Raw genomic sequence first — 26,091 nt, 5'->3', positions numbered from 1 at the left:
CGCTCGACAAGCACCCCGAGGTCTCGGGCGGGCCCCGTCAGGATGGTCGCATGCCCGCAACCACCCGCTCTTTCCCGTACCCGCTCGGCGTCTCCCTCCGCGGCGACGACGGCGCCAACGTCGCCCTGTACTCCGAGACCGCGGACAGCGTCGAGGTCTGCCTCTTCGACGAGTCCGGAGCCGAGACCCGCGTCGCCCTCACCGACCGCACCGGACACGTCTTCCACGGCATCGTCCCCGGCATGGGCGTCGGCACCCGCTACGGCTTCCGGGTCGACGGCCCGTGGGACCCCGCGAACGGCCTGCGCCACAACGCGCACAAGCTGCTGCTCGACCCGCACGCCACCGCGATCGAGGGCTCCTACGCGTGGAGCGAGGACGTCTTCGGCCAGTACTACGAGGACGCGGACCGCCGCAACGACGCCGATTCGGCCGCCTCGGTGCCCAAGTGCGTCGTGACGGACCCCTCCTCCTTCGACTGGTCGGGCGACACCGCCCCGCGCATCCCGCTCGAGGACACGGTCGTGTACGAGGTGCACGTGAAGGGGTTCACGCAGCTGCACCCCGACGTGCCCGAGGACGTCCGCGGCACCTACCGCGGCCTCGCGCACCCCGCCGCGATCAAGCACTTCACCGACCTGGGCGTCACCTCGGTCGAGCTGCTCCCCGTGCACCAGTTCGTGCAGGACTCGCACCTCGAGGAGAAGGGCCTGCGCAACTACTGGGGCTACAACTCCATCGGCTTCTTCGCCCCGCACAACGAGTACTCGCACGCCGGCGACGACGGCTCGCAGGTCGACGAGTTCAAGACCATGGTCAAGGCGTTCCACGAGGCCGGCCTCGAGGTGATCCTCGACGTGGTCTACAACCACACCGCCGAGGGCAACGACAAGGGCCCGACGCTCTCGTTCAAGGGCATCGACAACGGCTCCTACTACCGCCTGGTGGAGGAGGACCGCGCCAACTACTTCGACACCACGGGCACCGGCAACAGCCTCAACGTGAGCCACCCGGCCGCGCTCGGGCTCATCATGGACTCGCTGCGCTACTGGGTGACCGAGATGCACATCGACGGCTTCCGCTTCGACCTCGCCACGACGCTGACGCGTCAGACCGGCGAGGCCGAGGTTCACAGCGCGTTCCTCGACCTCATCGCGCAGGACCCGGTGCTCGCCCCCGTCAAGATGATCGCCGAGCCGTGGGACACCGCGGGCTACCAGGTCGGCGGCTTCCCCGCCGACTGGTCGGAGTGGAACGGGAAGTTCCGCGACGACGTGCGCGACTTCTGGCACGGCGCCGACTCCGTGCTCGGCACGACCGCGCAGCGGATCCTCGGCTCGCCGGACGTGTACGAGGCCGACAAGCGCTCGCCGCTCTCGAGCGTCAACTTCGTCACCGCCCACGACGGCTTCACCCTCGCCGACCTCACCGCCTACTCGCGCAAGCACAACGCGGCCAACGGCGAGGACAACAACGACGGAGAGAGCGACAACCGCTCCTCCAACAACGGCGCCGAAGGGCCGACCGAGAACGAAGCGGTCAACGAGCGCCGCGACCGCATGCGCCGCAACTTCCTGGCGACCCTGCTGCTCTCGGCCGGCGTGCCGATGATCCTGGGCGGCGACGAGATCGCCCGCACCCAGGGCGGCAACAACAACGCCTACTGCCAGGACGACGAGATCTCGTGGTTCGACTGGGAGAACGCGGACCGCGAGCTGCTCGCCTTCACCCGCGAGCTGATCGCGCTCCGCGCCGCCGAGCCGGCGCTGAAGCCCAAGTGGTTCCGCCGCGCCCCGGGGGACGGCGGCCCCGACACCGTCGACATCCTCCGCTCGGACGCCGAGGGCTTCGCCGACGAGGACTGGGACAACCCGGACGCCCGCTCGATCACGTTCGTGTTCACGCACGAGGGCAGCGCCTCCTTCGCCCTGCTGCTGAACGCCGCCGAGAACGGAGTCGAGTTCACGGTCCCCGAGGCGCCCGGCGCCGAGTGGGAGCTCGCCTGCTCGAGCGACCCCGACCAGGTCGTGTCGGGCGAGGTCACGACGCTGATCGTCCGCGACGCGTCGTTCACGCTGCTCCGCTCGGCCTGATGAGCACCGCCCGCCGGGCCTCGCGACGCCTCCGCTTCCGCGGGCGCATCGCGGGGTTCGGCACGGCGTCGGGCACCCGCCTCGTCCTGGGGCTGTGGGAGCGCACGCCGCTCGGCGCGTTCTCGGACGCGATGATCGAGCGGGCCGACGGGCACCGGACGCTCATCGCTCCGACCGGCGACGTCGCGGACCTGATCTCGGCGACGTACACCTTCGACGAGATCGTGGTCGCGCCGGTCGGGACTCGGCGGATCACCGGCGGCCTGGCGGTCACTGCAGGTGGCCTGGAGGTCGCGTTGCAGCTGGGCGGAGTCACTCCGCTGGGCCGGCTGCTGCGGATCGTGCCGCGACCGGTCGCCGAGAGCCCCGTCTGGCTGACCGCGATCTCCCCCGTCGCGTCCCTGCTGGTCCGCGGTGTCCGCACCGCCGGCTCCGCGGGCGGCGGGCGGCGCGAGTACTACGGCGTGCGGACGATCCGGCGGGTGCGGGGAGTCACCGCGTCGCTCGACGGGAGCGATCTGGGGGGCCTGCGGCCGCTCACTCCGCCCGTGCGCTTCGGATTCTCGTCGGCGCCGGCCGAGCCCGCGATCGTCGACGTCACCACCACCATCGTGCTGCCGCGCGGTGGCGAAACCGCGCCCCGGCGCGACGAGGAGAAGGGAGCCGCTTCGTGAAGAAGGGCGACAAGATCAGCTGGAACACCTCGCAGGGCGAGACCCACGGCGAGCTGGTCGAGAAGAAGACGAAAGAGTTCCACTTCGAGGGGCAGAAGTTCAACGCCTCGGACGACGAGCCCTACTGGATCGTGCAGAGCGACAAGACCGACGCGAAGGCCGCGCACAAGGAGTCGTCGCTGACGAAGAAGTGAGCGCGGGCGGGCGGCGGTGCCGACGGGACCGCCGCCCGCGACCGGGCTACTCGGCCCGGCGCACCAGCTCATGCACCCAGGCGAGCTTCTCGGCGATCACCGGAGTGATGACGAACGGGTAGAGGTCGTCCTTCCCCATCGAGCGGTTCACGCTGTTCAGGGCGAGCGAGAAGCCGTGCCAGCGGTGCAGGATCTCGGGCATCTCGAGGCCGGCGACCCGATCGGCGCCCCTCGAGTGCACGCTGTGCGCGAGCGACTCCGGGAGTCGGCCGCGGGGGCCGTCGATGCTCATGCCGACCGCCTCGGTGGTCTCGAGCGCGTCGGCGATGTGCAGGTAGTGGGCGAAGGTCTCGGCGAAGTCCTCCCACGGGTGCGTCGTCGCGTACTGCGAGATGTGGTCGCTCGCCCAGTCCGCTCCCGACGCGCCGCCGTAATGCGCGTCGAGGGCGTCCGCGTAGTCGGCGCGCTCGTCGCCGAACAGCGCGCGGAACGCCGGCAGCAGGTCGGTGCCCTCGACGAGCTGCTGCCAGTAGTAGTGGCCGATCTCGTGGCGGAAGTGGCCGAGGACCGTGCGGTACGGCTCCCCCAGGCGCGCCTTGAGGGCCTCGCGGTGCGCGTCGTTCCCCTCCGAGAGGTCGACGGTGACGACTCCATCGGCGTGCCCGGTGGTCACGGAGCCGAGCTGCGCCGAGGACAGGAGCCAGAAGGAGAGCCCGACGCCGTTCTCGCGGCGGTGCACGGGCAGGTCGAGGTGGCGGAGCTGACGGATCAGGCGCCGCTTCGCGAACTCGGCGACCGTCAGCTGACTGAGCACGGCGGCGTCGTAGACGACCGGCCGCTCGCCGGTGAGGGCGCAGGAGGCGCAGGCGCCGCCGGTCAGCTCCTCCTGCAGCCAGGTGCAGCCGATCGTGTCGCGGTAGCGGCAGAGCAGCCGGCCCGCGGCCTCGACGAGCTCATCGGTCTCGAGCGCGTAGGCGAGAGCGGTGCCGCAGCGCAGGCATGCGGCGTCCTCGAACTCGACACGGGCCTCGCAGTGTGGGCAGCCGAACACGCGCATGACGGGCGGACCTTCCGGGTGGGCGGCGGCGTGTGCCGCCCCTCGACCCTAGTGAGCGCGCCGAGCGCCCGCTCGGGGTTGCCTGCGGGGCGACGGCGTGACGGATCCCGAGACGTCCGCGAGATCTTGCTGGTCGAGTAGCCCCGAAGGGGCGTATCGAGACCCACCATCACGACAGCGGACGGCGGACGGACCACTGACGGTGGCGGATCTCGATACGCCCGCTGCGCGGGCTACTCGATCAGCAGGAGTCCCGCTGCGCGGGCTACTCGATCAGCAGGAGTCCCGCTGCGCGGGCTACTCGATCAGCAAGGGTGTCCCGCTGGTCGAGCAGCGCCGCAGGGGCGTCTCGAGACGGCTACGCGATGCGGATGAGCTTCTTGTTGACGAACTCCTCGAGGGCGCTGCGGCCCATCTCGCGGCCGGTGCCCGAGCGCTTGACGCCGCCGAACGGCAGCTCGGCGGCGTCGCCGAGGACCAGGTTGATCCAGACCATGCCGGCGTCGATCCGGTCGGCGAGACGCAGGGCCTGCTCCTCGTCGGTCGTGTAGAGGTAGGAGCCGAGGCCGTACGGGGTGTCGTTCGCGAGCGCGATCGCCTCGTCCTCGTCGTGCACGCGGTAGAGCGCGGCGACGGGTCCGAAGAACTCCTCGCGGTAGGCGTTCATCTCGGGAGTGACGTCCTCGAGGACCGCGGGCGGGAAGAAGTTGCCGGTCACCTCGCCGCTCGCCCGCACGGTGGCGCCCTGCTCGCGGGCGGTCGCGAGCTGCTGCTCGAGCCGCTGGGTGGCGGCGGAGGAGGAGAGCGGGCCGAGCAGGGTCCCCTCCGCGAACGGATCGGCCGGCTGGGCCTTCGTGAACGCCTCGGTGAACTTCGCCGCGAACTCCTCGTAGAGGTCGTCGATCACGATGAAGCGCTTGGCGGCGTTGCAGGACTGGCCGTTGTTGTCCAGGCGGGCGGCGACCGCGTCCTCGACCGCCTTGTCGAGGTCGTCGGTCGACAGCAGCACGAACGGGTCGGACCCGCCGAGCTCGAGCACGACCTTCTTCAGGTTGCGGCCCGCGATCTCGGCGACGGCCGCTCCCGCGCGCTCGGAGCCGGTGACCGAGACGCCCTGCACCCGCGGGTCGGCGATGACGTCGGCGGCCTGGTCGTTGCTCGCGTAGAGGTTCACGTAGACGCCGGCGGGCGCTCCCAGCTCACCCGCGGCGGTGGCGAAGATGTCCGCGATCGCGGCGGCCGACTCCGGGCACTGCGGCGCGTGCTTCAGCAGGATCGTGTTGCCGGCGACGATGTTCGGGCCGGCGAAGCGGGCCACCTGGTAGTAGGGGAAGTTCCAGGGCATGATGCCCAGAAGCACGCCCAGGCCCGCGCGGCGGACGAACGCCGATCCGGTGCCGTCGGAGAGCTCGATGGGCTCGTCCGCGAGGAACGCCTCGCCGTTGTCGGCGTAGTAGCGGTAGATGTCGGCCGCGAAGCCGACCTCGCCCTGCGCCTGGTCGAGCGGCTTGCCCATCTCGCGCACGATGATCTCGGCGAGCGCGTCGGCGCGCTCGACGTGAAGGTCGGCCACGCGGGCGATCAGAGCGGCGCGGGTCGCGACCGGCACGGTGCGCGACCACGTGGAGTACGCGTCGTGCGCGGCTCCGATCGCCCCGGTCAGCTCGGCGTCGGTGATCGACGGGTACTCGCTCAGGGTCTGCCCGGAGGCCGGGTCGATGACGGCGTAGTGGGTGCTCATGCGGGGAGTGCTCCTTCGCGGTGGGGAACGGTGGTGAGTGCGTGCTCGTCGAGGATCTCCTGCGCCAGGCGGCGCCCGACGCGGATCGCGCCGTCGACGTGCTGGTAGCCCTCGGCGGCCAGGTCGCTCGTGCCGAAGCGGAGGGGCCCCACGGGCTCGAGCTGGAGCGCGCCGTAGCGGGTCAGGCCGCCGAGGTCGAAGCTGGCGGCGTAGGCGCCCTGCGTCCACTCCTGCGCGGCCCAGTCGCTCTCGTAGTAGACGACCGGATCCAGCGCCGCAGGCCCGTAGTAGGCGGCGAGGGAGTCGAGGATCGCGGCCTTGCGCTCGGCCTCGGGCAGGCGGAGCACGCGGTCGGCCTTCTCGTCCGAGACGAAGCCGACGAGGGTGCCGCGCTCCTCCCCCGCGTTGGAGTTGTCGTACGCCTCGTGCACGAGCGCGTGCGGGCTGAACGCGGTGCCCGAGAGACCGTCGGCGCGCCAGAACGGGGTCGCGTAGGTGGCGTGCACCTTGATGACGAGTCCGAGCGACTGGTGCTGGAGGGCCTGCTGGCGCAGGTGCGGCAGGGGCGGGTCGAAGCGAATGCGTCCGACGAGGTTCGGCGGGACGGCCACGATGGCGTGCCGGGCCGCGACCACGGCGTCGTCGGTGCGGACCTCGACTCCGTCCTCGCTCCAGTGCACCGAGCGCACGGCCTGCTCGAGCAGCACGCGCTCGTGTCCGAGCCGCTCGGCGAGCAGCTCCGGCACCCTCTGGAGGCCCCCGAGCACGCGCTTGTCGAGGATGAAGTCGGCGTCGACGAGGTGGCTGAAGGATCCCGCGCTGGCGGCCATCAGCAGGGCCTGCAGCAGCGAGAACGAGTGCGCGGGCTTGGTGAGCATGGCGTCGGCGACGAACAGGGCGACGTTGGCACGCGCCTCCGCCTCGTCGGTCTGCTGCTCGAGCCAGGCGCTGAAGCTGATGCGGTCGTAGTCGGCGGCGAGCGGATGCGCCCACGGCGCGGCCGGGTCGGTCTCGGCCACGAGGCGGTCGAGCAGCTCGATCAGGCGGCCGATCTCGGCCTCGGTGCGCTCGCCGCCCGGGAAGATGTCGCCGATGAAGCGGCGGGCGCGGCCGTCGGAGCCGATGTAGACGCTCTCGCCCTCGCGGTAGCGGGAGTAGGTGGACAGGCCCAGCTCGTCGAGCGTCTCGAGGAGCGCGGTCTGGTCGGGCGAGACCCACTGGCCGCCGAGCTCGAGCATCTGGCCGTCGATCTCGCGGGTCTCGAGGCGGCCGCCGACGCGGTCGCGGGCTTCGAGGACGACGACGTCGCGCCCCGCCTCGTGGAGCCGCAGAGCTGCGGTGAGCCCGGTGGCGCCTGCTCCGATCACGACGACGTCGCGCTCGATTCGGGACATGACTACTCGTTCCGTCGGTGATCCCGGGCATTCGCGAGGGATTGCGGATCATTTTGCCACAGGGACGGGGGAAAAGGGTGGTGAGGTGGGGATCGCTGGGGCGGCGCTCGGGGGGGCTGCTCGATGGGCAGGGGCGGGGCGGGGTTCGGGAGACGTGGATCTCGATACGCCCGCTGCGCGGGCTACTCGATCAGCAAGGGAGGGCGCCCGCTGCGCGGGCTGCTCGATCAGCAAGGGAAGGCGCCCGTTGCGCGGGCTGCTCCATCAGCAAGGGAAGGCGCCCGCTGCGCGGGCTGCTCGATCAGCCGCGCCGCCCTTCGCTGGTCGAGTAGCCCCGCAGGGGCGTATCGAGACCCACCATCACCCGAGCCCTGCTAGGGAATTACATAGGCGTGCTATGTTTATCCCCGTGCCCACCCCCTCCGCCCCCGTGCGCCTCGCCTCCGCCGCCACCGCCCTCGCGCGGTACGCCGGTCGCTCCAGCGGAGCCACCGGGCTCGGCGCGCAGTCCGGCGCCGTCTGGTCGACGCTCGCCGAGCTGCGCACCTCCGCCCCGCTGCGCCTCGGCGAGCTCGCCGAGCGCGTGCGCGTGACGCAGCCCACGATGACCGGGCTGATCGCCCGGCTCGACGAGGCCGGCTGGATCCGCCGGGTGCACGACGAGAGCGACGGTCGCGCCTGGCTCATCGAGGCCACCGACGCGGGCCTCACCGCCCTCGGCGAGCACCGCCTCCGCCTCGACTCCGCCCTGGCGCCCCTGTTCGACGACCTCGACGACGACGACCGGCGCGTGCTCGAGCGCGCGGCCGCCCTCGTCGAGGAGCGCGTGCGGCGCATCTCGTGATCCCCTCCCCGAAAGGACCCTCCGTGTCCACTCCCGCCCACTCCCCCGCCGGCGGCTCGATCCTCCGGCAGCCGCTCGCCGTCTGGGCCGTGGCCTTCGCGGCCGTCATCGCCTTCATGGGCATCGGCCTGGTCGATCCGATCCTCCCGGCCATCGCCGAGAGCCTCGAGGCGACCCCGACCGAGACGTCGCTGCTGTTCACCAGCTACCTCGTGATCACCGGCGTCGTCATGTTCTTCACCAGCTGGCTCTCGAGCCGCATCGGCGCCAAGAAGACGCTGATGATCGGCCTCGTGCTGATCGTCGTGTTCGCCGCGCTGGCGGGCACGGCCGGCAGCGTCGAGGGGGTCATCGGCTTCCGCGCGGGCTGGGGCTTCGGCAACGCGCTCTTCATCTCGACCGCGCTCTCGACCATCGTCGGGGCGGCGAGCGGAGGCAGCTCCGCGGCGATCGTGCTCTACGAGGCCGCGCTGGGCGTCGGCATCGCGATCGGCCCGCTGCTGGGCGGCCTGCTCGGCAGCGTCTCGTGGCGCGGTCCGTTCTTCGGCACCGCCGTGCTGATGGCGGTCGGCTTCATCGCCATCGCGACCCTGCTGCGCGAGGACGGTCCCCGGCCGGCCCCGACTCCGCTCTCGGCGCCGTTCAGAGCCCTGCGGGTCCCCGCGATCCGCACTCTCGCGGGTGCCGCGCTCTTCTACAACATCGGCTTCTTCGTGCTGCTCGCCTACACGCCGTACCCGCTGGGCCTGGACGAGATGGGACTGGGCTTCACGTTCTTCGGCTGGGGCCTGGGAGTCGCGATCACGTCGGTCTTCGCCGCCCCGCTGCTCACTGCCCGTCTGCCGCGCACCGTGGTGCTGCGCTCGGTGCTGGTGCTGCTGGCGCTCGACCTCGTCGCCGGCGGCCTCGCGATCTCGTCGCGCGTGGGCCTGATCGTCTGCATCATCGTCGGCGGCCTGCTGCTGGGCGTCGTCAACACCGTGCTCACGGAGTGCGTGATGGAGGCGACCGACCTGCCCCGCTCGGTCGCCTCCTCCGCCTACTCGGGTGTGCGGTTCCTGGGCGGAGCGATCGCGCCGCCCGCCGCCTCGGCCGTCGCCGCCGCGATCTCGCCCGCGTTCCCGATGTACGCCGCCGCCGGCGCCGTGCTCGTCGCCGCGCTGATCGTGCTGCTCGGCCGCCGGACGCTGGCCCGTGCCGATGCGCACGGCGAGGAGCCGGAGCTGGTGGAGGCCCAGGCGATCACCCTCGGCGAGTAGCCGACCACGACCTCAGCCGGGAGCGGTCCTCAGCCACCATCGTGCGCGAGGACCGCTCCCGGCTGACGTTCTGCAGGCGTCAGGCGCCCGTGAGCTGGGGGTAGACCGCCTCGATCGGCGCGGCCAGACCCGACTTCACCTGACGGCTCGTCTCGTCGGCCAGCACCTCGAAGGCGCCCGACTCGAGTCCGTCGTAGGTCTGACCGACCACGTCGACCGGGCTCGCCTTCGGCCCCTCGGCGCCCGCGGCCATCGGGGTGTCGACGTAGCCGACGTGCAGCCCCAGCACGTGCACGCCCTGCGGAGCGAGCTCCAGGCGGAGCGAGTTGGTCGCCGACCACAGCGCCGCCTTCGAAGCGCTGTAGCCGCCGGCCACCGCGAACCAGCTGAGGGCGGAGTGGACGTCGATGATCGCCGCACCCGAGGCCTCGGACAGCCGCGGCGCGAACGCCTTCGCGAGCAGCACGGGGGCGAAGAAGTTCGTCTCCATCACGTCGCGCAGCTCCTGCGTCGAGAGCTCGAGCAGGCTGTAGCTCGCTCCGGAGACGCCCGCGTTGTTGACCAGCACCGTCACGTCGGGAGCCGCCTCGACGGCTGCGGCCACCGACTCCGCGTCGTTCACGTCGAGCACGAGCGGCACGATGCGCTCGTCGCCCCACTCCTTCGGGCGACGGGCGGCGGCGTAGACCTTGGCCGCGCCGCGCGCGAGGGCCTGCGCGACGAACTCGGAGCCGAGTCCGCCGTTCGCTCCGGTGACGAGGACGACGGCTCCGTGGAGTGATGTCATGGTGGGATCTCCCGATTCTGCGGGTCGCGGCGGTCGCGACCTCTGCATCGGGCAACATCGGAGTAGTGGGTTGGAATTCCCAACTCACAGGACCCGGGCGCTCGGCGCCGGATCGGAGACCCCGTGACCACCGTCGGCATCACGCCCCGCGCCTGCCCCATCGCCGCCGGGCTCGAGGTGCTCGGCGAGCGCTGGAGCCTGCTGGTGCTGCGCGAGATCGCGTTCGGCGAGCACCGCTTCGACCGCATCCGGGCCTTCACGGGCGCCCCGCGCGATGTCCTGACCGCGCGGCTGCGCACCCTGGAGGAGCACGGCGTGATCGAGCGCGTCGCCTACTCCGAGCGGCCGCCCCGCTTCGAGTACCGCTTCACCGAGGCCGGGCGCGACGCCGTACCCGTGCTGATCGCCCTCGCCGCCTGGGGCGAGCGCTGGGCCCGCGAGCCGTCGGCGCGGCAGCCGTACCAGCACCGCTGCGGCGCGCGCCTGGATCCGGTGCTGCACTGCGCCGAGTGCGGCGAGCGGATGGACGCCGACTCGGTGTCGCTCGCGGGCGAGGGCGCCTAGGGCGCCACCTCGAACATCCGGGGCCGCAGCGCCGCCGTCCGCGGATCCGCCGCGCACGCCCGCAGCGCCGCCGCCAGCACCCCGGGAGCGGGATGCGCCTCGCGCACGTACACGTCGACTCCCGCCGGCGTGAACGGCGTGCGCGCGAACCGGGTGAGCGCCCAGCCCGCCTCCTCGTCGGCCGCGACGAACGACCAGCGGCTGCGCGCGAGCAGCGTCAGCGGCTCGACCCCGCGCCAGCGGAAGCCGTCGGGGTCGAGCGGATCGGGGGCGTCCAGACCGACGACGTACCGCGTCGCGCGTCGGCCGCGCCAGCTGACGACATCGGCGACCTCACCGCTCGGCAGCGGCGCGTAGGTGATCGCGACCCCCTCCCTCCCCCGCCACAGCGGCAGGCTCGAGCCGCGCACGAACCAGGTCCCCGACGCCAGTCCCCTCACGGCAGCGCGTGCTTCACGTTGGAGCGGGCGAGGGCGATCGCCTCGCCGGCCCCGCCGTTCATCACGATCTTCGACATCGCCAGCGCGAAGCCCTTCACCTGCGCGCCGGTGACCGTCGGCGGCAGAGACAGGGCGAGCGGATCCGTCACCACGTCGACCAGGACCGGGCCGTCCTCGGCGAGCGCCTCGCGCAGCGCACCCTCGACGTCCTTCGGATCCTCGACGCGGATCCCGCGGATGCCGACGGCCTCCGCCACTTTCGCGTAGTCCACCATCGGCACGTCGACCGCGAAGTCCGGGAAGCCGTCCACCAGCATCTCGACCTTCACCAGCCCGAGCGTGGAGTTGTTGAAGACCACGATCGTGACCGGCAGCCGGTACGCGGCCACCGTCACGAGCTCCCCCATCAGCATCGAGAGCCCGCCGTCGCCGCTGAGCGAGACGACCTGCCGTCCGGGGTGCGAGAGCTGCGCGCCGACCGCCTGCGGCAGGGCGTTCGCCATCGAGCCGTGCAGGTACGAGCCGATCAGGCGGCGGCGGCCGTTGGGAGTGATGTACCGCGCCTGCCAGACGTTGCCCATGCCGGTGTCGGCGGTGACGATCGCGTCCTCCGAGAGCAGTCCGTCGAGTGTCGAGGCGACGAGCTCGGGGTGGATCGGGCGGCGCTTCTCGACCTCGGTGTACTTGCCGACGACCCCGGTGACGAGCTTCTCGTGCTTCTTCAGCGTCTTCTCGAGGAAGCGGTGGCTCTTGCGCTGCACGAGCGGAGTGAGGGCGCGCAGGGTCGCGCCGACGTCCCCGTGCACAGGATGCGCCACGCTCACCCGGCGCCCGAGCTTGGACGCGTCGGTGTCGACCTGCGCGATGACGACCTCGGACGCGTCGGGCAGGAACTGCTCGTAGGGGAAGTCGGTGCCGAGCAGGATCAGCAGATCGGCGTCGTGGATGCCCGCGTGGGCGGCTCCGTAGCCCAGGAGGCCGGTCATGCCGACGTCGTACGGGTTGTCGTACTGGATCCACTCCTTGCCGCGGAGGCTGTGCCCGACGGGCGCTCCGACGAGCTCGGCGAAGGCGACGACCTCGTCGTGCGCGTTCCGCACCCCGGCGCCCGCGAAGATCGCGACGGTCTTCGCCGAGTCGATCGCGGCGGCGAGCGCTCGCACGTCGCCGTCGTCCGGCACGAGCACGGCCGGCGCGGGCAGAACGAACGCCGGGAACTCCCCCACGGCCTCGAACTCGGCCACGTCGCCGGGCAGAGTCACGACGGCCACGCCGCCCAGGGCCACCGCGCTGCGCATCGCGGCGTTCACCACGCGCGGCGCCTGCGCGGCGGTCGACACCAGCTCCCGGTAGTTCGAGCACTCGACGAAGAGGCGGTCCGGATGCGTCTCCTGGAAGTACGAGGAGCCAATCTCGCCGCTGGGGATGTGGCTGGCGATCGCCAGCACGGGGGCGCCCGAGCGGTGCGCGTCGTAGAGGCCGTTGATCAGGTGCAGGTTGCCCGGACCGCAGCTGCCGGCGCAGACGGCCAGCCTCCCGGTCAGCTGGGCCTCGGCGCCGGCCGCGAAGGCCGCGGCCTCCTCGTTGCGCACGTGGATCCAGTCGATCCCTCCCTTCGCCGAGCCGCCGCTTCTGCGCACCGCGTCGACGATCGGATTGAGGGAGTCCCCGACGATGCCGTAGATCCGGGAGACCCCGGCATCGATGAGCTGGGCGATGAGCTGGTCCGCGACCGTCTTCTGAGCCATGCACCCATTCGACTCCTCCTGCCTGGACGTCCCCTCCCGCATCCCCCTGCAGTCGGAGTCGCCGGAGCCCTAGGTTGGGGGAGTCCGTTGTCCCGTGGACGCGATCCGTCCTCGCAGAACCAGGAGTCCTCCATGAACCGCCGTCGTTCCTCCCTCGTCCTGGTCGCGGCAGCGGCCCTCGCGCTCGGCCTGGGCGGCTGCTCCGGCCTGAACAGCCTGGCCGGCGGGGAGACCCGAGACGAGGAGTCGGGCGAGATCACCGAGGGCGGCACCACCGACGTGTTCCAGCTCCGCGTCGGCGACTGCCTGAACGACGAGCTCACCGAGGAGGCCACGGAGGTCACCGACGTGCCGACCGTGCCGTGCACCGAGCCGCACAGCTACGAGGTCTTCCAGAACGTCACGATGGCCGAGGCCGACGAGTACCCCGGCGAGGAGGCGACCACGCAGCAGGCCGAGGACGAGTGCGTCGCCGCGTACGACGCCTTCGTCGGCCTGACCTACCAGGAGTCGAAGTACGACTTCAGCTACTACTACCCCACCGCCGAGAGCTGGGGCGGCGGGGACCGCACGATCAACTGCCTGATCACCGACCCCGAGGGCCTCACCACGGGCAGCCTCGCGGGCGTCGCCGCCTGATCCGCGCGCAGAACCTCGGCTGACGAGGGGGTCTCTCGGCTGTCAGGCGAGAGACCCCCTTCTCAGCCGATGTCCTGCGGCGAGGAGACGGTGCCGGGCCGCGGGAAGGCCCGGAGCAGCGCTCCCGAGACGATCCAGATCGCCGCGATCCCGGTCACGAGCCAGCCCGCGTCGAGTCCCGAGGCCGCGCCCGCGAGCGTCGCGCCCACTGCGGCGGCGGCCGCCCGCAGTCCCGCGCCGATCGTGAACACCTGCGAGCGGACGGCCGCCGGGCTCTCCTGGTCGCGCAGCATCAGCATCGCCGCGTTGGCGGGGGCGGTGAACACCCCGGCCACCGCGAACGCGACGATCACGACGACGATGCCCAGATCCGGAGCGGCGAGCAGGAGCGAGGCGCCGGTCGCGGCGAAGCCCGCGCCCATCACCCACGACGGCGGGCGCTGCGTCCAGCGGCGGGCGGCCACGGCGACCGCGCCCAGCAGTCCGCCGATCGCGAAGGCCGTCAGGATCCACGCCGCTCCGGCCGTGGAGCCCAGCCGCTCGATCGACAGCGCGATCGCCGCGACCCCCGCCGCGCCGCCTCCGATCTGGCTCAGCGTGCCCGAGAGGGTGACGACCGCGATCGGGCGGTGGCGGACGAGGTGGGTCACTCCCGCCGCGATCGTGCGGCGCACGCCGATGGTGGGAGCCGGGCGGGCGTCCATCCGCAGGGCCAGCGAGCCGAGCACGCCGACGAGGGCGAGCCCGGCCATCAGGAGCATCGCGGCCCGCGCGTCGGCGACGGCGATCGCGAGCCCGGCGAGCGCCGGCCCGCCGATCGACGCCACGTTGTACGAGAGCGAGTCCTGGGCGTAGGCGCGGCGCGCATCCGGGATCGCGCTGGTCACGAAGCTCGACATGCCGCCCATCGAGACCGGCGTCGAGAGTCCGGCGAGCACGAGGAGCAGCGCGATCAGGAGGGTCGGCACGTCGCCGAGGAACGCGGCGAGCGCGAACGCCGCCGCCGTCGCGACGGCCGACGCCACCAGCAGCCGGCGCGGGTGCCGCACCCGGTCGAGCACGGTGCCGACGAGCGGCGCCGCGACGACGCTCGGGAACAGCGCGGCGCCGGTCAGCAGACCGCCGAGCGCGACGTCGTCGAGGCGCTCGACGGCGAGGACGGGGAGGGCGACGACCATCCCGGCACTCGCGAGGCGGAGGGGGATCGACGCGGCCTGGTAGGTGAACGCGCTCATGCGACTCGAGGTGACATCGCTACCGATTCTCCCCCGTTCCGGTGACTCCGGAGTGCCGCCGAGGTAGCGTCGCCCTGCCGGGACGCTCCCGGCACGACGGGGGACGAGTCATGACCACTGCACCGACGGCACCTCCTCGACCCGATCAGCGCTCGTCCCGTCACGCCGTCCTCCTCGGCGTCCTGGCCGTGATCGTCGTCCCGCTCGCGATCCTGCTCGCGACGAACTCGTGGTCGTCCCCCGGCCCGGAGGACCACGTGCGGATGGCGCTCGGCTCGGTCATCGCGGCCTGCGTCTCGGTCGTCGGCGCCTGGTGGCTCGCGTTCGACCGCCGCAGCGCCCGGGCTCCCGGTCGCACCTGGTTCTGGGGTGTCGCGTGCCTGGTGACGCTCAGCGCGGTCTCGAGCGTGACCGCGGCCGCCGATCGGCTCACGGCACTGATCGCCGGCTGACCGCTCAGGCCATCGGCGCGCGCCGCGCCTGCGTCGCGGCCGCCGCCACTCCGAGGCGCCACGGCTCGCCGTGCCCCGGCAGCAGGGTCTGCGCCCCCGTCGCCGCGAGCACGTCCAGCGACGCGAGCGAGCGGGCGGTGTCGGCCGTCGCCGCGCGCGCCACCAGATGCGGACCGGTGCGCGCCGAGTAGGGGTCGAGCGTCACGAGGGCGTCGCCGCCGATCACGGCTCCGCGGTCGGCGACGTGCAGCGAGACGTGGCCGTCGGTGTGCCCCGGAGTCGCGAGCACGGTCGGCGATCCCGGCACGTCGAGCGTCTCGCCCGCGCGCAGGGCGACCGTGGTCGTCAGCGGAGGGACGGCCAGCGCGCCGGCGCGCGCCATCGCTCCCAGCACGGGGATCGCCGAGGGGTACCGCAGCGGGTAGACGAACGGGGTGCGCTGCCTCCGGTACGAGTACGGGTGCGCGGCCAGCGGTGCATCGGCCGGGTGCAGGAGCACGGGGACGCCCCGCTCGGCGAGGCGCCGGGCGACGCCGACGTGGTCGAAGTGGGCGTGGGTGAGCACCAGGGCGTCGATGTCCGAGACGTCGCGCCCGAGCACCTCGAGGGCGCGCAGCAGGTGCGGCCAGGTGCGCGGCAGTCCCGCGTCGACGACCGTGATCCGGCCGCCCTCCTCGAGCAGGTACAGGTTCGTGTACGCGTGCTCGATCCGGTGGATGCCGGGTGCCTCGTTCCGGAAGAACGCGGGCCCTCCCCGGGGCGCGCTCCGCTGCCCGCCGTCCGCGCTCCGCCGCCCGCCGTCCGCGACCGCCATGGGGTCCCTCCGCTCCCGGCGCCCGCCCGCCGGACCGCCGTCGTCAGGACGCTAGAGCCGCGCCGCCGACCGCGAGAAGGGCGTTGACGGCGGGGCCCGCCATCGGGCAGGGGCGCACGACGATCAGGCGCGCCGCCGCGCCTTCAGCGCCAGCTGCAGCGCGGCCAGCAGGAGCAGCGCCGCGAAGAGGATCCCCGACAGCCGCGCGGGGAGGAGGAACGACAGAGCCACTCCGGCGAACGAGGACGCGGTCGCGGTCAAGCCGACGACGAGCCCCGCCCGCACGTCGAGCAGTCCGCGGCGGGCGTTGGCGATCGAGCCGCTGATGGCGGTCGGGATCATCGCCGCCAGCGACGTGCCCTTGGCGAGCAGGTCGGCGAGTCCGAAGGCACCCACGAGCACCGGCACCGCGATCGCGCCCCCGCCGATCCCGAAGAGACCGGAGGCGACGCCCATCGCCGCGCCCAGCCCGACGAAGCCGGGCCACACGGCCCAGCCCTCCGCCACGTCGCCGGTCTCGTTCGAGCCGAACAGGGCCATCCGCACCGCCGCCGCGACCAGCAGGGCGACGAAGAGCCAGCGCAGCACGCCCAGCGGGAGCCGCGCGAGCAGCCACGAGCCGAGGACCGCGCCGAGCATCGCCGCCGCGGCGATGACCGCCGCCGGGATCCAGGCGACCTGCCCGGCCAGCGCGTAGCCGAAGGCGCCGGCGACCGACGTGGGCGCGATCGCGAGCAGCGAGGTCGCGGAGGCGCGGCGCTGGTCCATCCCGGCCCACGCGACCAGCATCGGCACCATCACGATGCCGCCGCCGACTCCGAACGCGCCCGAGAGCACCCCGCCGATCACTCCGATGAGGCCGAGCAGCAGGTACTGCCGCCCGCGCCGCTCGGTGGGCAGCACCGGGGCCTTCGCGTCGTCCGTCACCGTCCCATCGCACCACGGCGGCGCTCCGCGGCACGAATCGCGTCGCACGGTCGAAACATCGAGTGCGTAGCCTTCCTCCTGCAGCGACGCGGCGGCACCGAGCGGGGGCTCGGGCGGACGTCGCAGCGGAGGGGGACCAGCATGAGGCGCACAGCCGCGACCACCGGGGCGATCGTCGGCACCGGAGGCGTCCTCGCGGCGGCCGGAGCGGCAGCGGGAGCGGCGCTCGGGGCGACGCCGTGGCCGGCGGCCCTCGCGATCCGCACCGTGTTCGAGCGCGAGGCGCGGCGCACCGCCGACACCATGCGGCCGTTCGTGCCGGAGGGGGTCAGCCGCGTCGCCGAGATCGTCCCCGCGCGCGACGGCGCGCCCGCCACCACCGCCGACGTCTTCCGCTCCGCCGGCGCGGGCGCGCGGCCGACCGTGGTGTGGATCCACGGCGGAGCCTGGATCTCGGGGCACCGGCAGGACGTCGAGCCCTACCTGCGCATGCTCGCCGCCGCCGGCTACACGGCGGTCGGCCTCGACTACGGCCGCGGTCCCGAGTCGACCTACCCGACGGCGCCGCGCCAGCTGCTCGCCGGGCTCGAGCACCTCCGCCGCCACGCCGGCCGCCTGGGCATCGCCCGCGACCGCATCGTGCTGGCGGGCGACTCCGCGGGTGCGCAGCTCGCCAGCCAGCTCGCCACCGCGATCACGAACCCCTCCTACGCCCGCGACGCCGGGCTGGTGACCAGCCTCCCCGTCGACGCGCTGCGCGCCCTGATCCTGCACTGCGGCGTGTTCGACCTGACCGGGGTGTCGAAGGTGACCGGAGTCGCCGGCTGGGCGTTCCGCGCGGCGCTCTGGGCCTACACGGGCCGGCGCAACTGGTCGGAGTCGACCGCGGGGCTGCACATGTCGACCATCGACCACGTCACTCCGCGGTTCCCGCCGGTCTTCCTCAGCGGAGGGAACGCCGACCCGCTCACGGCCCGCCAGTCGCGTCCGTTCGCCGCGCACCTCCGCACGCTCGGCGTGCCGGTGACCGACCTCTTCTGGGGCGAGGGCCACGAGGCGCAGCTGGGGCACGAGTACCAGTTCGACTTCGACCTGCCGGAGGCGCGGGTGACGCTCGAGCGGACCCTGGAGTTCCTGGAGCGCACGACGGCGCGATGAGGCCTCACGGTGCTTCTCTGGCAGTTCCCTGGATGAGCCGCCGAGCACCGTGACGTTCACGGACGTCGTCGCGTCCTATTCGCATACCGCCCCGATCGACCGGATCGGGCACCACGCGAAAGAGGAGATCATGGCCGACAGCAACGCGACCACCACGACGGGCACCGGAGTCGGACGCACCGTCATCGACGACGCCGTCATCGCGAAGGTCGCGGGCATCGCCGCCCGTCAGGTCCCCGGCGTCCACGCCCTCGGCGGAGGAGCGGCCCGCGCGATCGGCGCGCTCCGCAGCGCCATCGGCAACGACGACCGCGGCCAGGGCGTCAAGGTCGAGGTCGGCGAGCGCCAGGTCGCCGCCGACGTCGTGATCGTCGCCGAGTACCCGGCCGCGCTGCAGAGCGTCGCCGAGGGCGTGCGCTCCGCCGTCGCCGAGGCGATCCGCGAGATCGTCGGCATGGACGTCGCCGAGATCAACGTGACCGTCCAGGACGTGCACATCCCCGAGGACGACGCCCCCGAGGCCGAGCCCCGCGTCGCCTAGGCGCCCCAACCCACCGCACCCCCACACGAACACCGACGGAAGGACACCCTCGTGGGACTCGACGACAAGATCAAGAACGCCGCTCAGGACCTCGCCGGCAAGGCGAAGGAGGCTCTCGGCAACGTCCAGGGCGACGAGCGCAAGGCCGAGGAGGGCCGCCGCGACCAGCAGGCCGCCGACCTGAAGAAGACGGGCGAGGACGTCAAGGACGTCTTCAAGAACTGACACTGCCCCCTCCGGACGCCCCGCCCCTCGCGGCGGGGCGTCCGTCTGCACGATCATCGACAGGATCCCCGGACCCGGATCGCGAACAGGAGCATCGAATGCAGAACGCCTGCACCCGGCCGCTCGACGTGGACGACGCCGTCGCCCTCGTCGCGGTCCTCGCGACACTCGAAGGCCTGCTGGCCGCCCGACGGCTGCCCGACGCCGAGATCGAGCTGATCCGCCGCAGCCTCGAGCAGGGCGGCGGCGTGCTCGCGGGAGCCGACCACGAGGAGCTCGCCGCGGCCCTGAGCGCCCTGAACGGGCGCCTCCGGGCCACCATCGGCTGACCCGCGTCGACCCCACGGGATCCGCGAGGGCGCTAGCGTGGCCCCATGCCCGGCGCCCACTTCGTCCTGTCGACGGCCTCTCCCTGGGAGGACCGCACCGAGGTCATCGGCGTCTACGCCTCCGAGGCATGGGCGCGCGAGGCCGCGACGGTGTGGCTCCGCTCACCCGATCGCGAGGCGTTCCCCCGCTGCATCATCGAGTGCTGGAGCGGGGCGCACCTGCTGCAGCGCGAGGTGATCGAGGGCGTGCCCGCGGACGACGACTCCGACGGCGCCGGGATCAGCGGAACACCGACGGACGGCTGAGCGCGTCGGCCCAGGGCTCGCGCTCGGTGACGACGTCGGCGCCCGCCTGGGCCGACTCCCGGATCGCGAGACCCAGCAGGTGGTCCTGCAGCCCGTCCGCGAGCCGATAGGGCGCCGGCCCCTCGCCCCTCGCCCAGGCGCCCGTCGCGCCGACGAGCGCGTCGACGGCGATGTCCTCGTCGGACTGCCGCGCGCCTTGGTGCGGGTTCTGGAACAGCACCTCGCCGTCGAGCGCGATCGTGTCGAGGTGGAAGCCCTCGAGGTTGTGGTCGATCCCCGTCTGCCGGCGGGTGATCCGCGACTCGACGACCGACCGCGGCGCCGCCATCCGCACCACGCTGTCGCCGTCGATCTCGCCGTGCGAGCCGCGCACGGTCAGCCGGCGGTGGCGCAGCGGGGTGAACCACTGGTTGTCGGTGAAGTCGTAGAGCCCCGAGCGGCCGTCGCCGAAGTCGAGGGTCGCCAGGGTGGTCGTCCGCTCCTCGGCCTCGGTCGCGTCGGTCCAGCCGTGCGTCGTCAGCGGATCCAGGAGCGGCGCGCGGAGATCGCGCGCGCTCACGCGGGTCGGCCCGCCCCGGTCGCCGAGCAGCCCGCGCATGATCGAGACCGCGTGGTACAGGTGGTTCGAGCAGACCTGCACCTGGGTCGGCGTGCCGATGAGGCCCGAGCGCACCGCCTTCCAGCGCGCGGAGTGCGCGGGCATGAACAGGCTCTGATCGGCCACCTGCACCAGGTCGGAGCCGCCGACCTCGTCCCACATCCGCCGCATCGCGGGCACGTCGAGGGCCGGAGGCGTCTCCTCGAGCACGCGGATCCCGCGACGGACGAGGTCCGCCGTGATGTCGGACGCCACCTCGACCGGCACGGCGACGAGCACGAACTCGGGGTCGCCGCGAGCGACGAGCTCGTCGACGCTCGCGAACGCGGGCACGCCCCACTCGGCGGCGACCGCGTCGCGGCGCGCGGACCGCGAGTGGATCCCGGTGACCCGGAACGACTCCGGCACGTCGCGGGCGAGGCGGAGGAAGAAGCCGGTGCGCCAGCCGGAGCCGACGATCGCGAAGCGGATCGGGGAGGAGGTCATCGGCGTCGTCCTGTTCTGCGGGGTCCCGTGGGGCGTCGTCCCGACGCGCGCGGGCGGTCGGGGGCGGTCGTGCTCGACCAGTGCGAGGGCCGCTCGAAGTGCGGAGGGAGCACGGTCGCCGCGTCGCCGCGCGTGCTCGAGACCTGCGCCTGGGTGAGGTAGAGCGCGCCCGAGAGGTCGGCGCCGGACACGTCCGCGTCGCGGAGGTCCACTCCGAGCACGTCGCAGCGGTGCAGGTCGGTGCGGCGCAGGTCGGCCGCGATCAGCAGCGCTCCGCGGAGGTCGGTGCCGCGGAGGTCCGCTCCGCGCAGGTCCGCGCCCAGCAGGTCGGCGCCCGGGACGAGGCGGCGGTCGGAGCCGGTGCCCACCCCGGCGCGCGCCGCCGCGCTCGCGGCGATCAGGAGCGGGCGGGACGCGGCGAACTCGGCGTCCACGTCGGCCGCGAGGATCTCCTCCGGCGAGGCGAGCGTGAGCGCGTGCACGGCCTCGAAGCGGCGGCGGACGGCGTCGCCGTCAGCGGCGTCGATCTCGAGCGCGACATCGAGGTACCAGAGCAGCTCGTGGAGGCGGCGGACGAGCGGGAACACGGCGAACATCCGCTCGCGCACCGCCGCGTCGCTCCGCCACGAGACACCGCCGAACGTGTGCGTCGACACCTTCTGCCCCGCGCCGAAGCAGTCGAAGACCGTGCAGCCGACGAAGCCCTCGGGGCGGAGGCGGCGGTGGATCGTGCAGGCGTCCTCGGAGTCGAGGTTCGTGCACGGATCGCCCGCCGGCTTGTCGACGGGGAAATCGCTCGAGCGCGAGAACGCCAGGGCGACGCAGCAGAGCCCGAAGCAGTTCGCGCAGTCGGCGCCCAGATCCTCGCGGCGGCCGAGCTCGACCCGGGTGCGTGACGACATCGCTCCCGAGCCTACGCCCGCCTCGACGCCCGGGTCAGTGCGCGAGGGCGAGCACACCCACGACGAGCGCGCCCAGGCCCAGGAGGATCGCGAGCGAGATCACGCGCTGCCGCCAGGTGAGGCCCGCCCGGCCGACCGCGATCAGCGCGACGGCGGCGAGCACCGCGGCGTACACGCCGACGCCGATCCACAGGGCCGTCGTCGCCTCGATCCAGCCGAGCACCGCCGCGAGCAGGGCGAGCACCGGGAGCGACGCCGACGCGAGCGCGCCCGCCGCGATGCGGAGCATGACGCGCAGCTCCGATCGTGACGGGAGCGCGGCGTGGGTGACCTGGTGCGCGATGACCTCGGCCGTGAATCCGGCCGCCGAGATGCCGATGATCGAGATCACGAGGCTCCGCAGGGCGTGGCCCGCGTCGGGGTGGTCGTCGACGGCGTAGATCATGACGACCGCGAGGCCCGTGAACGTCGCGTAGACCCGCTCCTTGAGGGCGCGGGCGCTCTCCTCGAGCGGACGGCGGGTGTACTCCATCCACCGGGAGACGGGCCCGGCGGCGCGGCGGGCCACGGTCAGTAGGAGGCGGAGTCGACGCGCGCGGCCGAGGCGTCGCCGTCGAGGCGCGCGGCCAGGTCGCCGAGGATCGTCGCCGATCCGCTCGTGCCGAAGCGGGTGACGCCGAGGTCGCGGTACGCAAGCAGCGTGTCGAGGTCGCGGACGCCTCCGGAGGCCTTCACCTGGACGGCGTCGGACACCGCGCCGCGCATCAGGCGCAGGTCGTGCTCGTTGGCGCCGCCGCCCGCGAAGCCGGTGGCGGTCTTGACGAAGTCGGCGCCGGCGCGCTCGGACGCTTCGCTGCCCGCGACGACCTGCTCGTCGTCGAGGAGGCTCGTCTCGAGGATCACCTTGACGACGTGGCCGTCGGCGGCGTCGACCACCGCGCGGACGTCGTCCTCGACGTCCTGCAGCAGGCCGCTGCGCAGGCGGCCGATGTTGACGACCATGTCGAGCTCGCTCGCACCGTCGGCCAGGGCCTGACGCGACTCGGCGACCTTCGCGGCCGTGGAGGTGGTGCCGTGCGGGAAGCCGATGACGGTGCCGACGAGGACTCCGGAGCCCTCGAGGCGGCGCACCGCGTGCGCGATGTCGGAGGGGCGGACGCAGACGCTGAACACGCCCGAGGCGGCGGCCTCGTCGAGCTGCGCGTCGACCTCGGCGCGGGTGAGCTCGGGCTTCAGGATCGCGTGGTCGATGAGCGCCGCGATCTCGGCGACGCTGGGCAGGCTGGGGGTGGTCATGCGCTCGATTTTACCCGGGCGTGCCGGGCGGCGCCGATCCGTCGAGAACGGCCGCGCGGAGTCGCGCGGGGCGGCCTCCCGCGACGGATCGATCGGGTTGCGTCGGGCCGGACGGAAGCACGGCTCCTTGCTGATCGAGTAGCCCGCGCAGCGGGCGTATCGAGATCCCCACCGCGTTGACGAGAGCCGACCGGACCCCGACTCCGGCGACGGCGGGTCTCGATACGCCCCTCCGGGGCTACTCGACCAGCAGCGGGCGGGGGGCCGAGCGGGCGGACCTTCGGCACCCACTGCTGATCGAGTAGCCCGCGCAGCGGGCGTATCGAGATCCCCACCGACCGGACGAGAGCCAACCGGACCCCGACTCCGGCGATGGTGGGTCTCGATACGCCCCTCCGGGGCTACTCGACCAGCAGCGGGCGGGGAGACGCGACCTCAGCGAGCGACGCGGAACGCGAGCTGTGAACCTGCACCGCGTCGCGCAAGGTCGAGCGAACCGGGGAATCGCGTGCCAGCGATTCGCCGTAGCGGTACGCAGGACGCTGTGCGGAACGCGACCACCTCGAGGAGCCGACTGCGGCGAGGAGTGCCGACGGCACTCCGAGCACGGGAACACCGAAGGGGCCCCGCGATCGTCAGATCGCGAGGCCCCTTCGGTGTGAGCGCAGTGGTACGGACTACCAGCTGGACTTCGTGATGCCGGGCAGCTCGCCGCGGTGCGCCATGTCGCGGAAGCGGACACGCGAGATGCCGAACTTCGACAGGTTGCCGCGGGGGCGGCCGTCGACGGCGTCGCGGCCGCGGACGCGGACCGGCGAGGCGTTGCGGGGGAGCTTCTGGAGGCCGACGCGGGCGGCCTCGCGGGACTCGTCGGTGCCGGCCGGGTCGACCAGAGCCTTCTTGAGCTCCAGGCGCTTGGCGGCGTAGCGGTCGACGATCACCTTGCGCTGCTCGTTGCGGGCGATCTTGCTCTTCTTGGCCATTTCTAGCGCTCCTCGCGGAAGTCGACGTGCTTGCGCACTACGGGGTCGTACTTCTTCAGCACGAGACGGTCGGGGTCGTTGCGACGGTTCTTCTTGGTCACGTAGGTGTAACCGGTTCCAGCCGTCGAACGGAGCTTGATGATGGGACGGACGTCCTGCTGCTTTGCCATTAGATCTTCACCCCACGAGCGAGAATGTCCTTGACGACGGACTCGATGCCACGGGCGTCGATGACCTTGATGCCCTTGGCCGACAGCGTCAGGGTGACGTTACGGCGGAGCGAGGGGACGTAGTACGTCTTCTTCTGCACGTTCGGGTCGAAGCGGCGCTTGGTGCGCCGGTGCGAGTGCGAGATGGCGTGTCCGAAGCCGGGAACGGCTCCGGTCACCTGGCAGACTGCTGCCATGGTTTCCTCCATGTGTGGTTACCGTGGGGCGCACGCGGCACTCGGCCCCGCTCGACCCACCCAAGGTCACTTGTCGGCACACCGCCCACCGGTCGCGGGGGCCGGAGCCTCCGCCGCAGGGGCAGCACGCAAGCGCGTGCAGATGCACGCAACCTGAGTAGCTTAGGCGACGTGGGCGGCCCGGGCAAGAGCGGGATCACCCCGACTGCGCCGCGTGCATCCGCGCGTAGTGCCCGCCGACGGCGAGCAGCTCGTCGTGCGAGCCCCACTCCGCGATGCGCCCGCGCTCGAGCACGACGATGCGGTCGGCCGAGCGGATGGTCGAGAAGCGGTGCGCGACGACCAGCGTCGTGCGGCCCGCCGTGAGCCGGCCGAGCGCCTCCTTGATCAGCGCCTCCGACTCCGGGTCGAGGGCGCTCGTCGCCTCGTCCAGCAGCAGCACGCGCGGGTCGCGGATGAGGGCGCGGGCGATCGAGAGCCGCTGGCGCTGGCCGCCCGACAGGCGGGCGCCGCGCTCCCCCACGACGGAGTCCCAGCCGTCGGGCAGCGCTTCGACGATCTCCCACGCGTTCGCGTCGCGCAGTGCCGCCTCCATCCGCTCGTCGGACACGTCGCCGAGGCCGTAGGCGATGTTGTCGCGGATCGTGCCCTCGAAGAGCACCGACTCCTGCGGCACCACCGAGACGGAGCGGCGGAAGGTGCGGAGGTCGAGCGTCTCCATGTCGACGCCGTCGAGCAGGATCCGGCCCTTCGTGGGCCGGAGGAAGCCCAGCACCACGTTCAGCAGGGTCGATTTGCCCGATCCGGAGGCGCCGACGAAGGCGACCGTCTCGCCCGGGCGCAGATCGAGGTCGATGCCGTGCAGGGCCGCTCCGTCGTCGCCGTAGCGGAAGTCGACGCCCTCGAGAGTGATGCGCCCGGCGACCCGGCCGACCGCGCGCTTGCCCTCGTTGTGCTCGAGGTCGGGATCCTCGAGCACCTCGGCGATGGAGCGGACCGACTCGGAGCCGCGCGCCGCGAGCGGGAGCAGCATCAGCAGGTTGGTCATGGAGGAGGTGAGGAGCGCGAAGTAGCTGCTCAGCAGCACGACCTGGCCCGGAGTGACGGGGAGCCATCCCGAGATCGAGACCCACGCGGCGAGCACCAGGCAGCCGACTCCGAGCAGCTGCAGGCTCACCCACGACAGCGAGGCGAAGCGCCCGTTGAGCAGGTCGAGCTCGAAGCCGGCCTCGCGCACACCCTCGGCGCCGGTGGCGACGGTGCGGACCGCGGTCTGCTCGAGGCCGTGCGCGCGGGTGACGGGCATGAGGGTGGCCATCGCTCCGACGGTCGCCGAGAAGCGCTCGACCTCGCGGCGGAACTGCTCGTTGCGCTGCATGCTGCGCCGCTGCAGGATCCGTCGCAGCAGCACCGCGAGCGGGATCGCGAGGGCGTAGACGGGGAGGAAGGCCGGCACGTTGAGCGCCGTCATCGTGACGGCTCCGATCAGCACCATCACCGCCGAGAGCAGCGGATTCGCGGTCTGCTGCAGCATCGTCTCGATGTTCTCGACGTCGCGGACCACCTTGGTCTGCACGATCGCGCTGTTCGCCCGGGCGTGGAACCCGATCGAGAGCAGCTGCAGGCGGTTCGCGATGGCCTTGCGCAGATCCGCGCCCATGTCGCGGACCGTGCCCATGAACAGCCGCACGAACATCACGTGGTTGGGGTAGTTCTGCGCGAGCAGCACCAGGGCGATCACCGACCACAGCAGCAGTCCACTGCTCGGCCCGCCCGCGACGACGATGTCGATCACCTCGGCGGTGACGACGGGCAGGAACCAGAGCGGGGTGTCCTTCACCGCGAAGAAGGCGACGGCGGCGAGGATGCGGCGCGGACGCCTCCGGAGCAGGCCGACGACGCTGCGCAGCGGATGCCGCCCGTCGACGATCTCCTCGACGGAAAGTGCTTTCCCAGACATTGCTCCATCCTCCCGCCGAGCGCGTGGAGGCACCACCCC

The 26,091-nt window shown here is 72.6% G+C and carries 30 protein-coding genes; 13 read left to right on the top strand and 17 right to left on the bottom strand.

Annotated elements, in window-relative coordinates:
• The first annotated feature begins 50 nt into the window (after positions 1–50).
• Genes glgX through C1I63_RS07795 form a run of 3 tightly spaced genes read left to right on the top strand, consistent with a single transcriptional unit; the run spans position 51 to position 2,961 of the window.
• Positions 51–2,093, top strand: a complete 2,043-nt coding sequence (gene glgX, locus C1I63_RS07805; protein WP_107574410.1) for a glycogen debranching protein GlgX — start codon at positions 51–53, stop codon at positions 2,091–2,093.
• Positions 2,093–2,767: a hypothetical protein gene (locus C1I63_RS07800; RefSeq protein ID WP_107574409.1), complete on the top strand. Its 675-nt coding sequence runs from the start codon at positions 2,093–2,095 to the stop codon at positions 2,765–2,767. Before glgX ends, C1I63_RS07800 begins: the two co-directional genes overlap by 1 nt.
• Positions 2,764–2,961, top strand: a complete 198-nt coding sequence (locus C1I63_RS07795) for a hypervirulence associated TUDOR domain-containing protein (protein WP_055786225.1) — start codon at positions 2,764–2,766, stop codon at positions 2,959–2,961. The genes C1I63_RS07800 and C1I63_RS07795 overlap by 4 nt, the downstream gene beginning before the upstream one ends.
• 46 nt (positions 2,962–3,007) lie before the next feature.
• Here C1I63_RS07795 and C1I63_RS07790 read toward each other — a convergent pair whose 3' ends face one another.
• The 3 genes from C1I63_RS07790 to C1I63_RS07780 form a co-directional block, all read right to left on the bottom strand.
• Entirely contained in the window at positions 3,008–4,018 is a 1,011-nt protein-coding gene (locus tag C1I63_RS07790) for a zinc-binding metallopeptidase family protein (RefSeq protein ID WP_107574408.1), read from the bottom strand.
• Between the two features lie 358 nt (positions 4,019–4,376).
• Positions 4,377–5,759, bottom strand: a complete 1,383-nt coding sequence (locus C1I63_RS07785) for an NAD-dependent succinate-semialdehyde dehydrogenase (RefSeq protein ID WP_107574407.1) — start codon at positions 5,757–5,759, stop codon at positions 4,377–4,379.
• Entirely contained in the window at positions 5,756–7,153 is a 1,398-nt protein-coding gene (locus C1I63_RS07780) for a flavin monoamine oxidase family protein (RefSeq protein ID WP_107574406.1), read from the bottom strand. The genes C1I63_RS07785 and C1I63_RS07780 overlap by 4 nt, the downstream gene beginning before the upstream one ends.
• Positions 7,154–7,562: 409 nt before the next feature.
• Here C1I63_RS07780 and C1I63_RS19715 point away from each other — a divergent pair, with 409 nt between their 5' ends.
• Complete coding sequence (locus tag C1I63_RS19715; protein ID WP_170116346.1) at positions 7,563–7,997, top strand: MarR family winged helix-turn-helix transcriptional regulator; 435 nt, start codon at positions 7,563–7,565, stop codon at positions 7,995–7,997.
• 23 nt (positions 7,998–8,020) lie between these two features.
• Positions 8,021–9,256, top strand: coding sequence for an MFS transporter (locus C1I63_RS07770; RefSeq protein ID WP_107574404.1), 1,236 nt, complete (start codon positions 8,021–8,023; stop codon positions 9,254–9,256).
• Between the two features lie 79 nt (positions 9,257–9,335).
• Here the strand turns inward: C1I63_RS07770 and C1I63_RS07765 are convergent, their stop codons facing one another.
• The gene (locus C1I63_RS07765; protein WP_107574403.1) at positions 9,336–10,043 is read right to left on the bottom strand and encodes an SDR family oxidoreductase; all 708 of its coding nucleotides are present in this window, start codon (positions 10,041–10,043) and stop codon (positions 9,336–9,338) included.
• Positions 10,044–10,166: 123 nt separating this feature from the next.
• Here C1I63_RS07765 and C1I63_RS07760 point away from each other — a divergent pair, with 123 nt between their 5' ends.
• Positions 10,167–10,607, top strand: coding sequence for a winged helix-turn-helix transcriptional regulator (locus tag C1I63_RS07760; RefSeq protein ID WP_244907005.1), 441 nt, complete (start codon positions 10,167–10,169; stop codon positions 10,605–10,607).
• On the opposite strand, the gene C1I63_RS07755 is transcribed toward C1I63_RS07760, so the two are convergent.
• Both C1I63_RS07755 and C1I63_RS07750 read right to left on the bottom strand, forming a co-directional pair.
• A complete protein-coding gene (locus tag C1I63_RS07755; protein WP_107574401.1) occupies positions 10,604–11,047 on the bottom strand; it encodes a hypothetical protein in 444 nt (147 codons plus the stop codon). The genes C1I63_RS07760 and C1I63_RS07755 overlap by 4 nt on opposite strands.
• Positions 11,044–12,795: a pyruvate dehydrogenase gene (locus C1I63_RS07750; protein WP_107574400.1), complete on the bottom strand. Its 1,752-nt coding sequence runs from the start codon at positions 12,793–12,795 to the stop codon at positions 11,044–11,046. The genes C1I63_RS07755 and C1I63_RS07750 overlap by 4 nt, the downstream gene beginning before the upstream one ends.
• Before the next feature lie 132 nt (positions 12,796–12,927).
• Between C1I63_RS07750 and C1I63_RS07745 the strand changes: the two genes are divergently transcribed.
• Entirely contained in the window at positions 12,928–13,434 is a 507-nt protein-coding gene (locus C1I63_RS07745) for a septum formation family protein (RefSeq protein ID WP_082480949.1), read from the top strand.
• Positions 13,435–13,496: 62 nt separating this feature from the next.
• On the opposite strand, the gene C1I63_RS07740 is transcribed toward C1I63_RS07745, so the two are convergent.
• Positions 13,497–14,669, bottom strand: a complete 1,173-nt coding sequence (locus tag C1I63_RS07740) for an MFS transporter (RefSeq protein ID WP_107574399.1) — start codon at positions 14,667–14,669, stop codon at positions 13,497–13,499.
• A 110-nt stretch (positions 14,670–14,779) separates the two neighbouring features.
• Between C1I63_RS07740 and C1I63_RS07735 the strand changes: the two genes are divergently transcribed.
• Positions 14,780–15,121, top strand: a complete 342-nt coding sequence (locus C1I63_RS07735; RefSeq protein ID WP_107574398.1) for a hypothetical protein — start codon at positions 14,780–14,782, stop codon at positions 15,119–15,121.
• Between the two features lie 4 nt (positions 15,122–15,125).
• Here the strand turns inward: C1I63_RS07735 and C1I63_RS07730 are convergent, their stop codons facing one another.
• Complete coding sequence (locus C1I63_RS07730) at positions 15,126–15,935, bottom strand: MBL fold metallo-hydrolase (RefSeq protein ID WP_107574397.1); 810 nt, start codon at positions 15,933–15,935, stop codon at positions 15,126–15,128.
• Positions 15,936–16,058: 123 nt separating this feature from the next.
• A complete protein-coding gene (locus C1I63_RS19710) occupies positions 16,059–16,862 on the bottom strand; it encodes a sulfite exporter TauE/SafE family protein (RefSeq protein WP_170116345.1) in 804 nt (267 codons plus the stop codon).
• Positions 16,863–17,003: 141 nt separating this feature from the next.
• On the opposite strand from C1I63_RS19710, the gene C1I63_RS07715 reads away from it, so the two are divergent.
• From C1I63_RS07715 to C1I63_RS07695, 5 genes are all read left to right on the top strand, one after another.
• Positions 17,004–18,020 (top strand): alpha/beta hydrolase, encoded by a 1,017-nt coding sequence (locus tag C1I63_RS07715; RefSeq protein WP_107574395.1) that lies wholly within the window; start codon positions 17,004–17,006, stop codon positions 18,018–18,020.
• A gap of 130 nt (positions 18,021–18,150) precedes the next feature.
• Positions 18,151–18,561 (top strand): Asp23/Gls24 family envelope stress response protein, encoded by a 411-nt coding sequence (locus C1I63_RS07710; RefSeq protein WP_055788833.1) that lies wholly within the window; start codon positions 18,151–18,153, stop codon positions 18,559–18,561.
• A 51-nt stretch (positions 18,562–18,612) separates the two neighbouring features.
• Positions 18,613–18,786, top strand: a complete 174-nt coding sequence (locus C1I63_RS07705) for a CsbD family protein (protein WP_055786180.1) — start codon at positions 18,613–18,615, stop codon at positions 18,784–18,786.
• A 98-nt stretch (positions 18,787–18,884) separates the two neighbouring features.
• On the top strand, positions 18,885–19,115 hold the full coding sequence (locus tag C1I63_RS07700; protein ID WP_055786176.1) for a hypothetical protein: 231 nt from the start codon (positions 18,885–18,887) through the stop codon (positions 19,113–19,115).
• A 45-nt stretch (positions 19,116–19,160) separates the two neighbouring features.
• A complete protein-coding gene (locus tag C1I63_RS07695; protein ID WP_107574394.1) occupies positions 19,161–19,421 on the top strand; it encodes a hypothetical protein in 261 nt (86 codons plus the stop codon).
• On the opposite strand, the gene C1I63_RS07690 is transcribed toward C1I63_RS07695, so the two are convergent.
• The 8 genes from C1I63_RS07690 to C1I63_RS07655 form a co-directional block, all read right to left on the bottom strand.
• Positions 19,396–20,505 carry a Gfo/Idh/MocA family protein gene (locus tag C1I63_RS07690; protein WP_107574393.1) on the bottom strand — a complete coding sequence of 370 codons (1,110 nt, stop codon included), beginning with the start codon at positions 20,503–20,505 and terminating at the stop codon, positions 19,396–19,398. The genes C1I63_RS07695 and C1I63_RS07690 overlap by 26 nt on opposite strands.
• Positions 20,502–21,407: a pentapeptide repeat-containing protein gene (locus C1I63_RS07685; RefSeq protein ID WP_107574392.1), complete on the bottom strand. Its 906-nt coding sequence runs from the start codon at positions 21,405–21,407 to the stop codon at positions 20,502–20,504. The genes C1I63_RS07690 and C1I63_RS07685 overlap by 4 nt, the downstream gene beginning before the upstream one ends.
• Before the next feature lie 34 nt (positions 21,408–21,441).
• Entirely contained in the window at positions 21,442–21,975 is a 534-nt protein-coding gene (locus C1I63_RS07680; protein WP_107574391.1) for a hypothetical protein, read from the bottom strand.
• Between the two features lie 2 nt (positions 21,976–21,977).
• Positions 21,978–22,703: a deoxyribose-phosphate aldolase gene (deoC, locus tag C1I63_RS07675; RefSeq protein WP_244907004.1), complete on the bottom strand. Its 726-nt coding sequence runs from the start codon at positions 22,701–22,703 to the stop codon at positions 21,978–21,980.
• 677 nt (positions 22,704–23,380) lie between these two features.
• Positions 23,381–23,686, bottom strand: a complete 306-nt coding sequence (gene rpsN, locus C1I63_RS07670) for a 30S ribosomal protein S14 (protein ID WP_055786161.1) — start codon at positions 23,684–23,686, stop codon at positions 23,381–23,383.
• A 2-nt stretch (positions 23,687–23,688) separates the two neighbouring features.
• On the bottom strand, positions 23,689–23,856 hold the full coding sequence (rpmG, locus tag C1I63_RS07665) for a 50S ribosomal protein L33 (RefSeq protein WP_027692168.1): 168 nt from the start codon (positions 23,854–23,856) through the stop codon (positions 23,689–23,691).
• Positions 23,856–24,092, bottom strand: a complete 237-nt coding sequence (rpmB, locus tag C1I63_RS07660; protein ID WP_055786157.1) for a 50S ribosomal protein L28 — start codon at positions 24,090–24,092, stop codon at positions 23,856–23,858. Before rpmB ends, rpmG begins: the two co-directional genes overlap by 1 nt.
• Before the next feature lie 196 nt (positions 24,093–24,288).
• Positions 24,289–26,052: an ABC transporter ATP-binding protein gene (locus C1I63_RS07655; RefSeq protein WP_107574390.1), complete on the bottom strand. Its 1,764-nt coding sequence runs from the start codon at positions 26,050–26,052 to the stop codon at positions 24,289–24,291.
• Between the last annotated feature and the right edge of the window lie 39 nt (positions 26,053–26,091).

It is taken from the genome of Rathayibacter caricis DSM 15933, from assembly GCF_003044275.1.
Classification (GTDB): Bacteria; Actinomycetota; Actinomycetes; order Actinomycetales; family Microbacteriaceae; genus Rathayibacter; species Rathayibacter caricis.
This window is presented reverse-complemented; position numbering and strand designations above follow the sequence as displayed.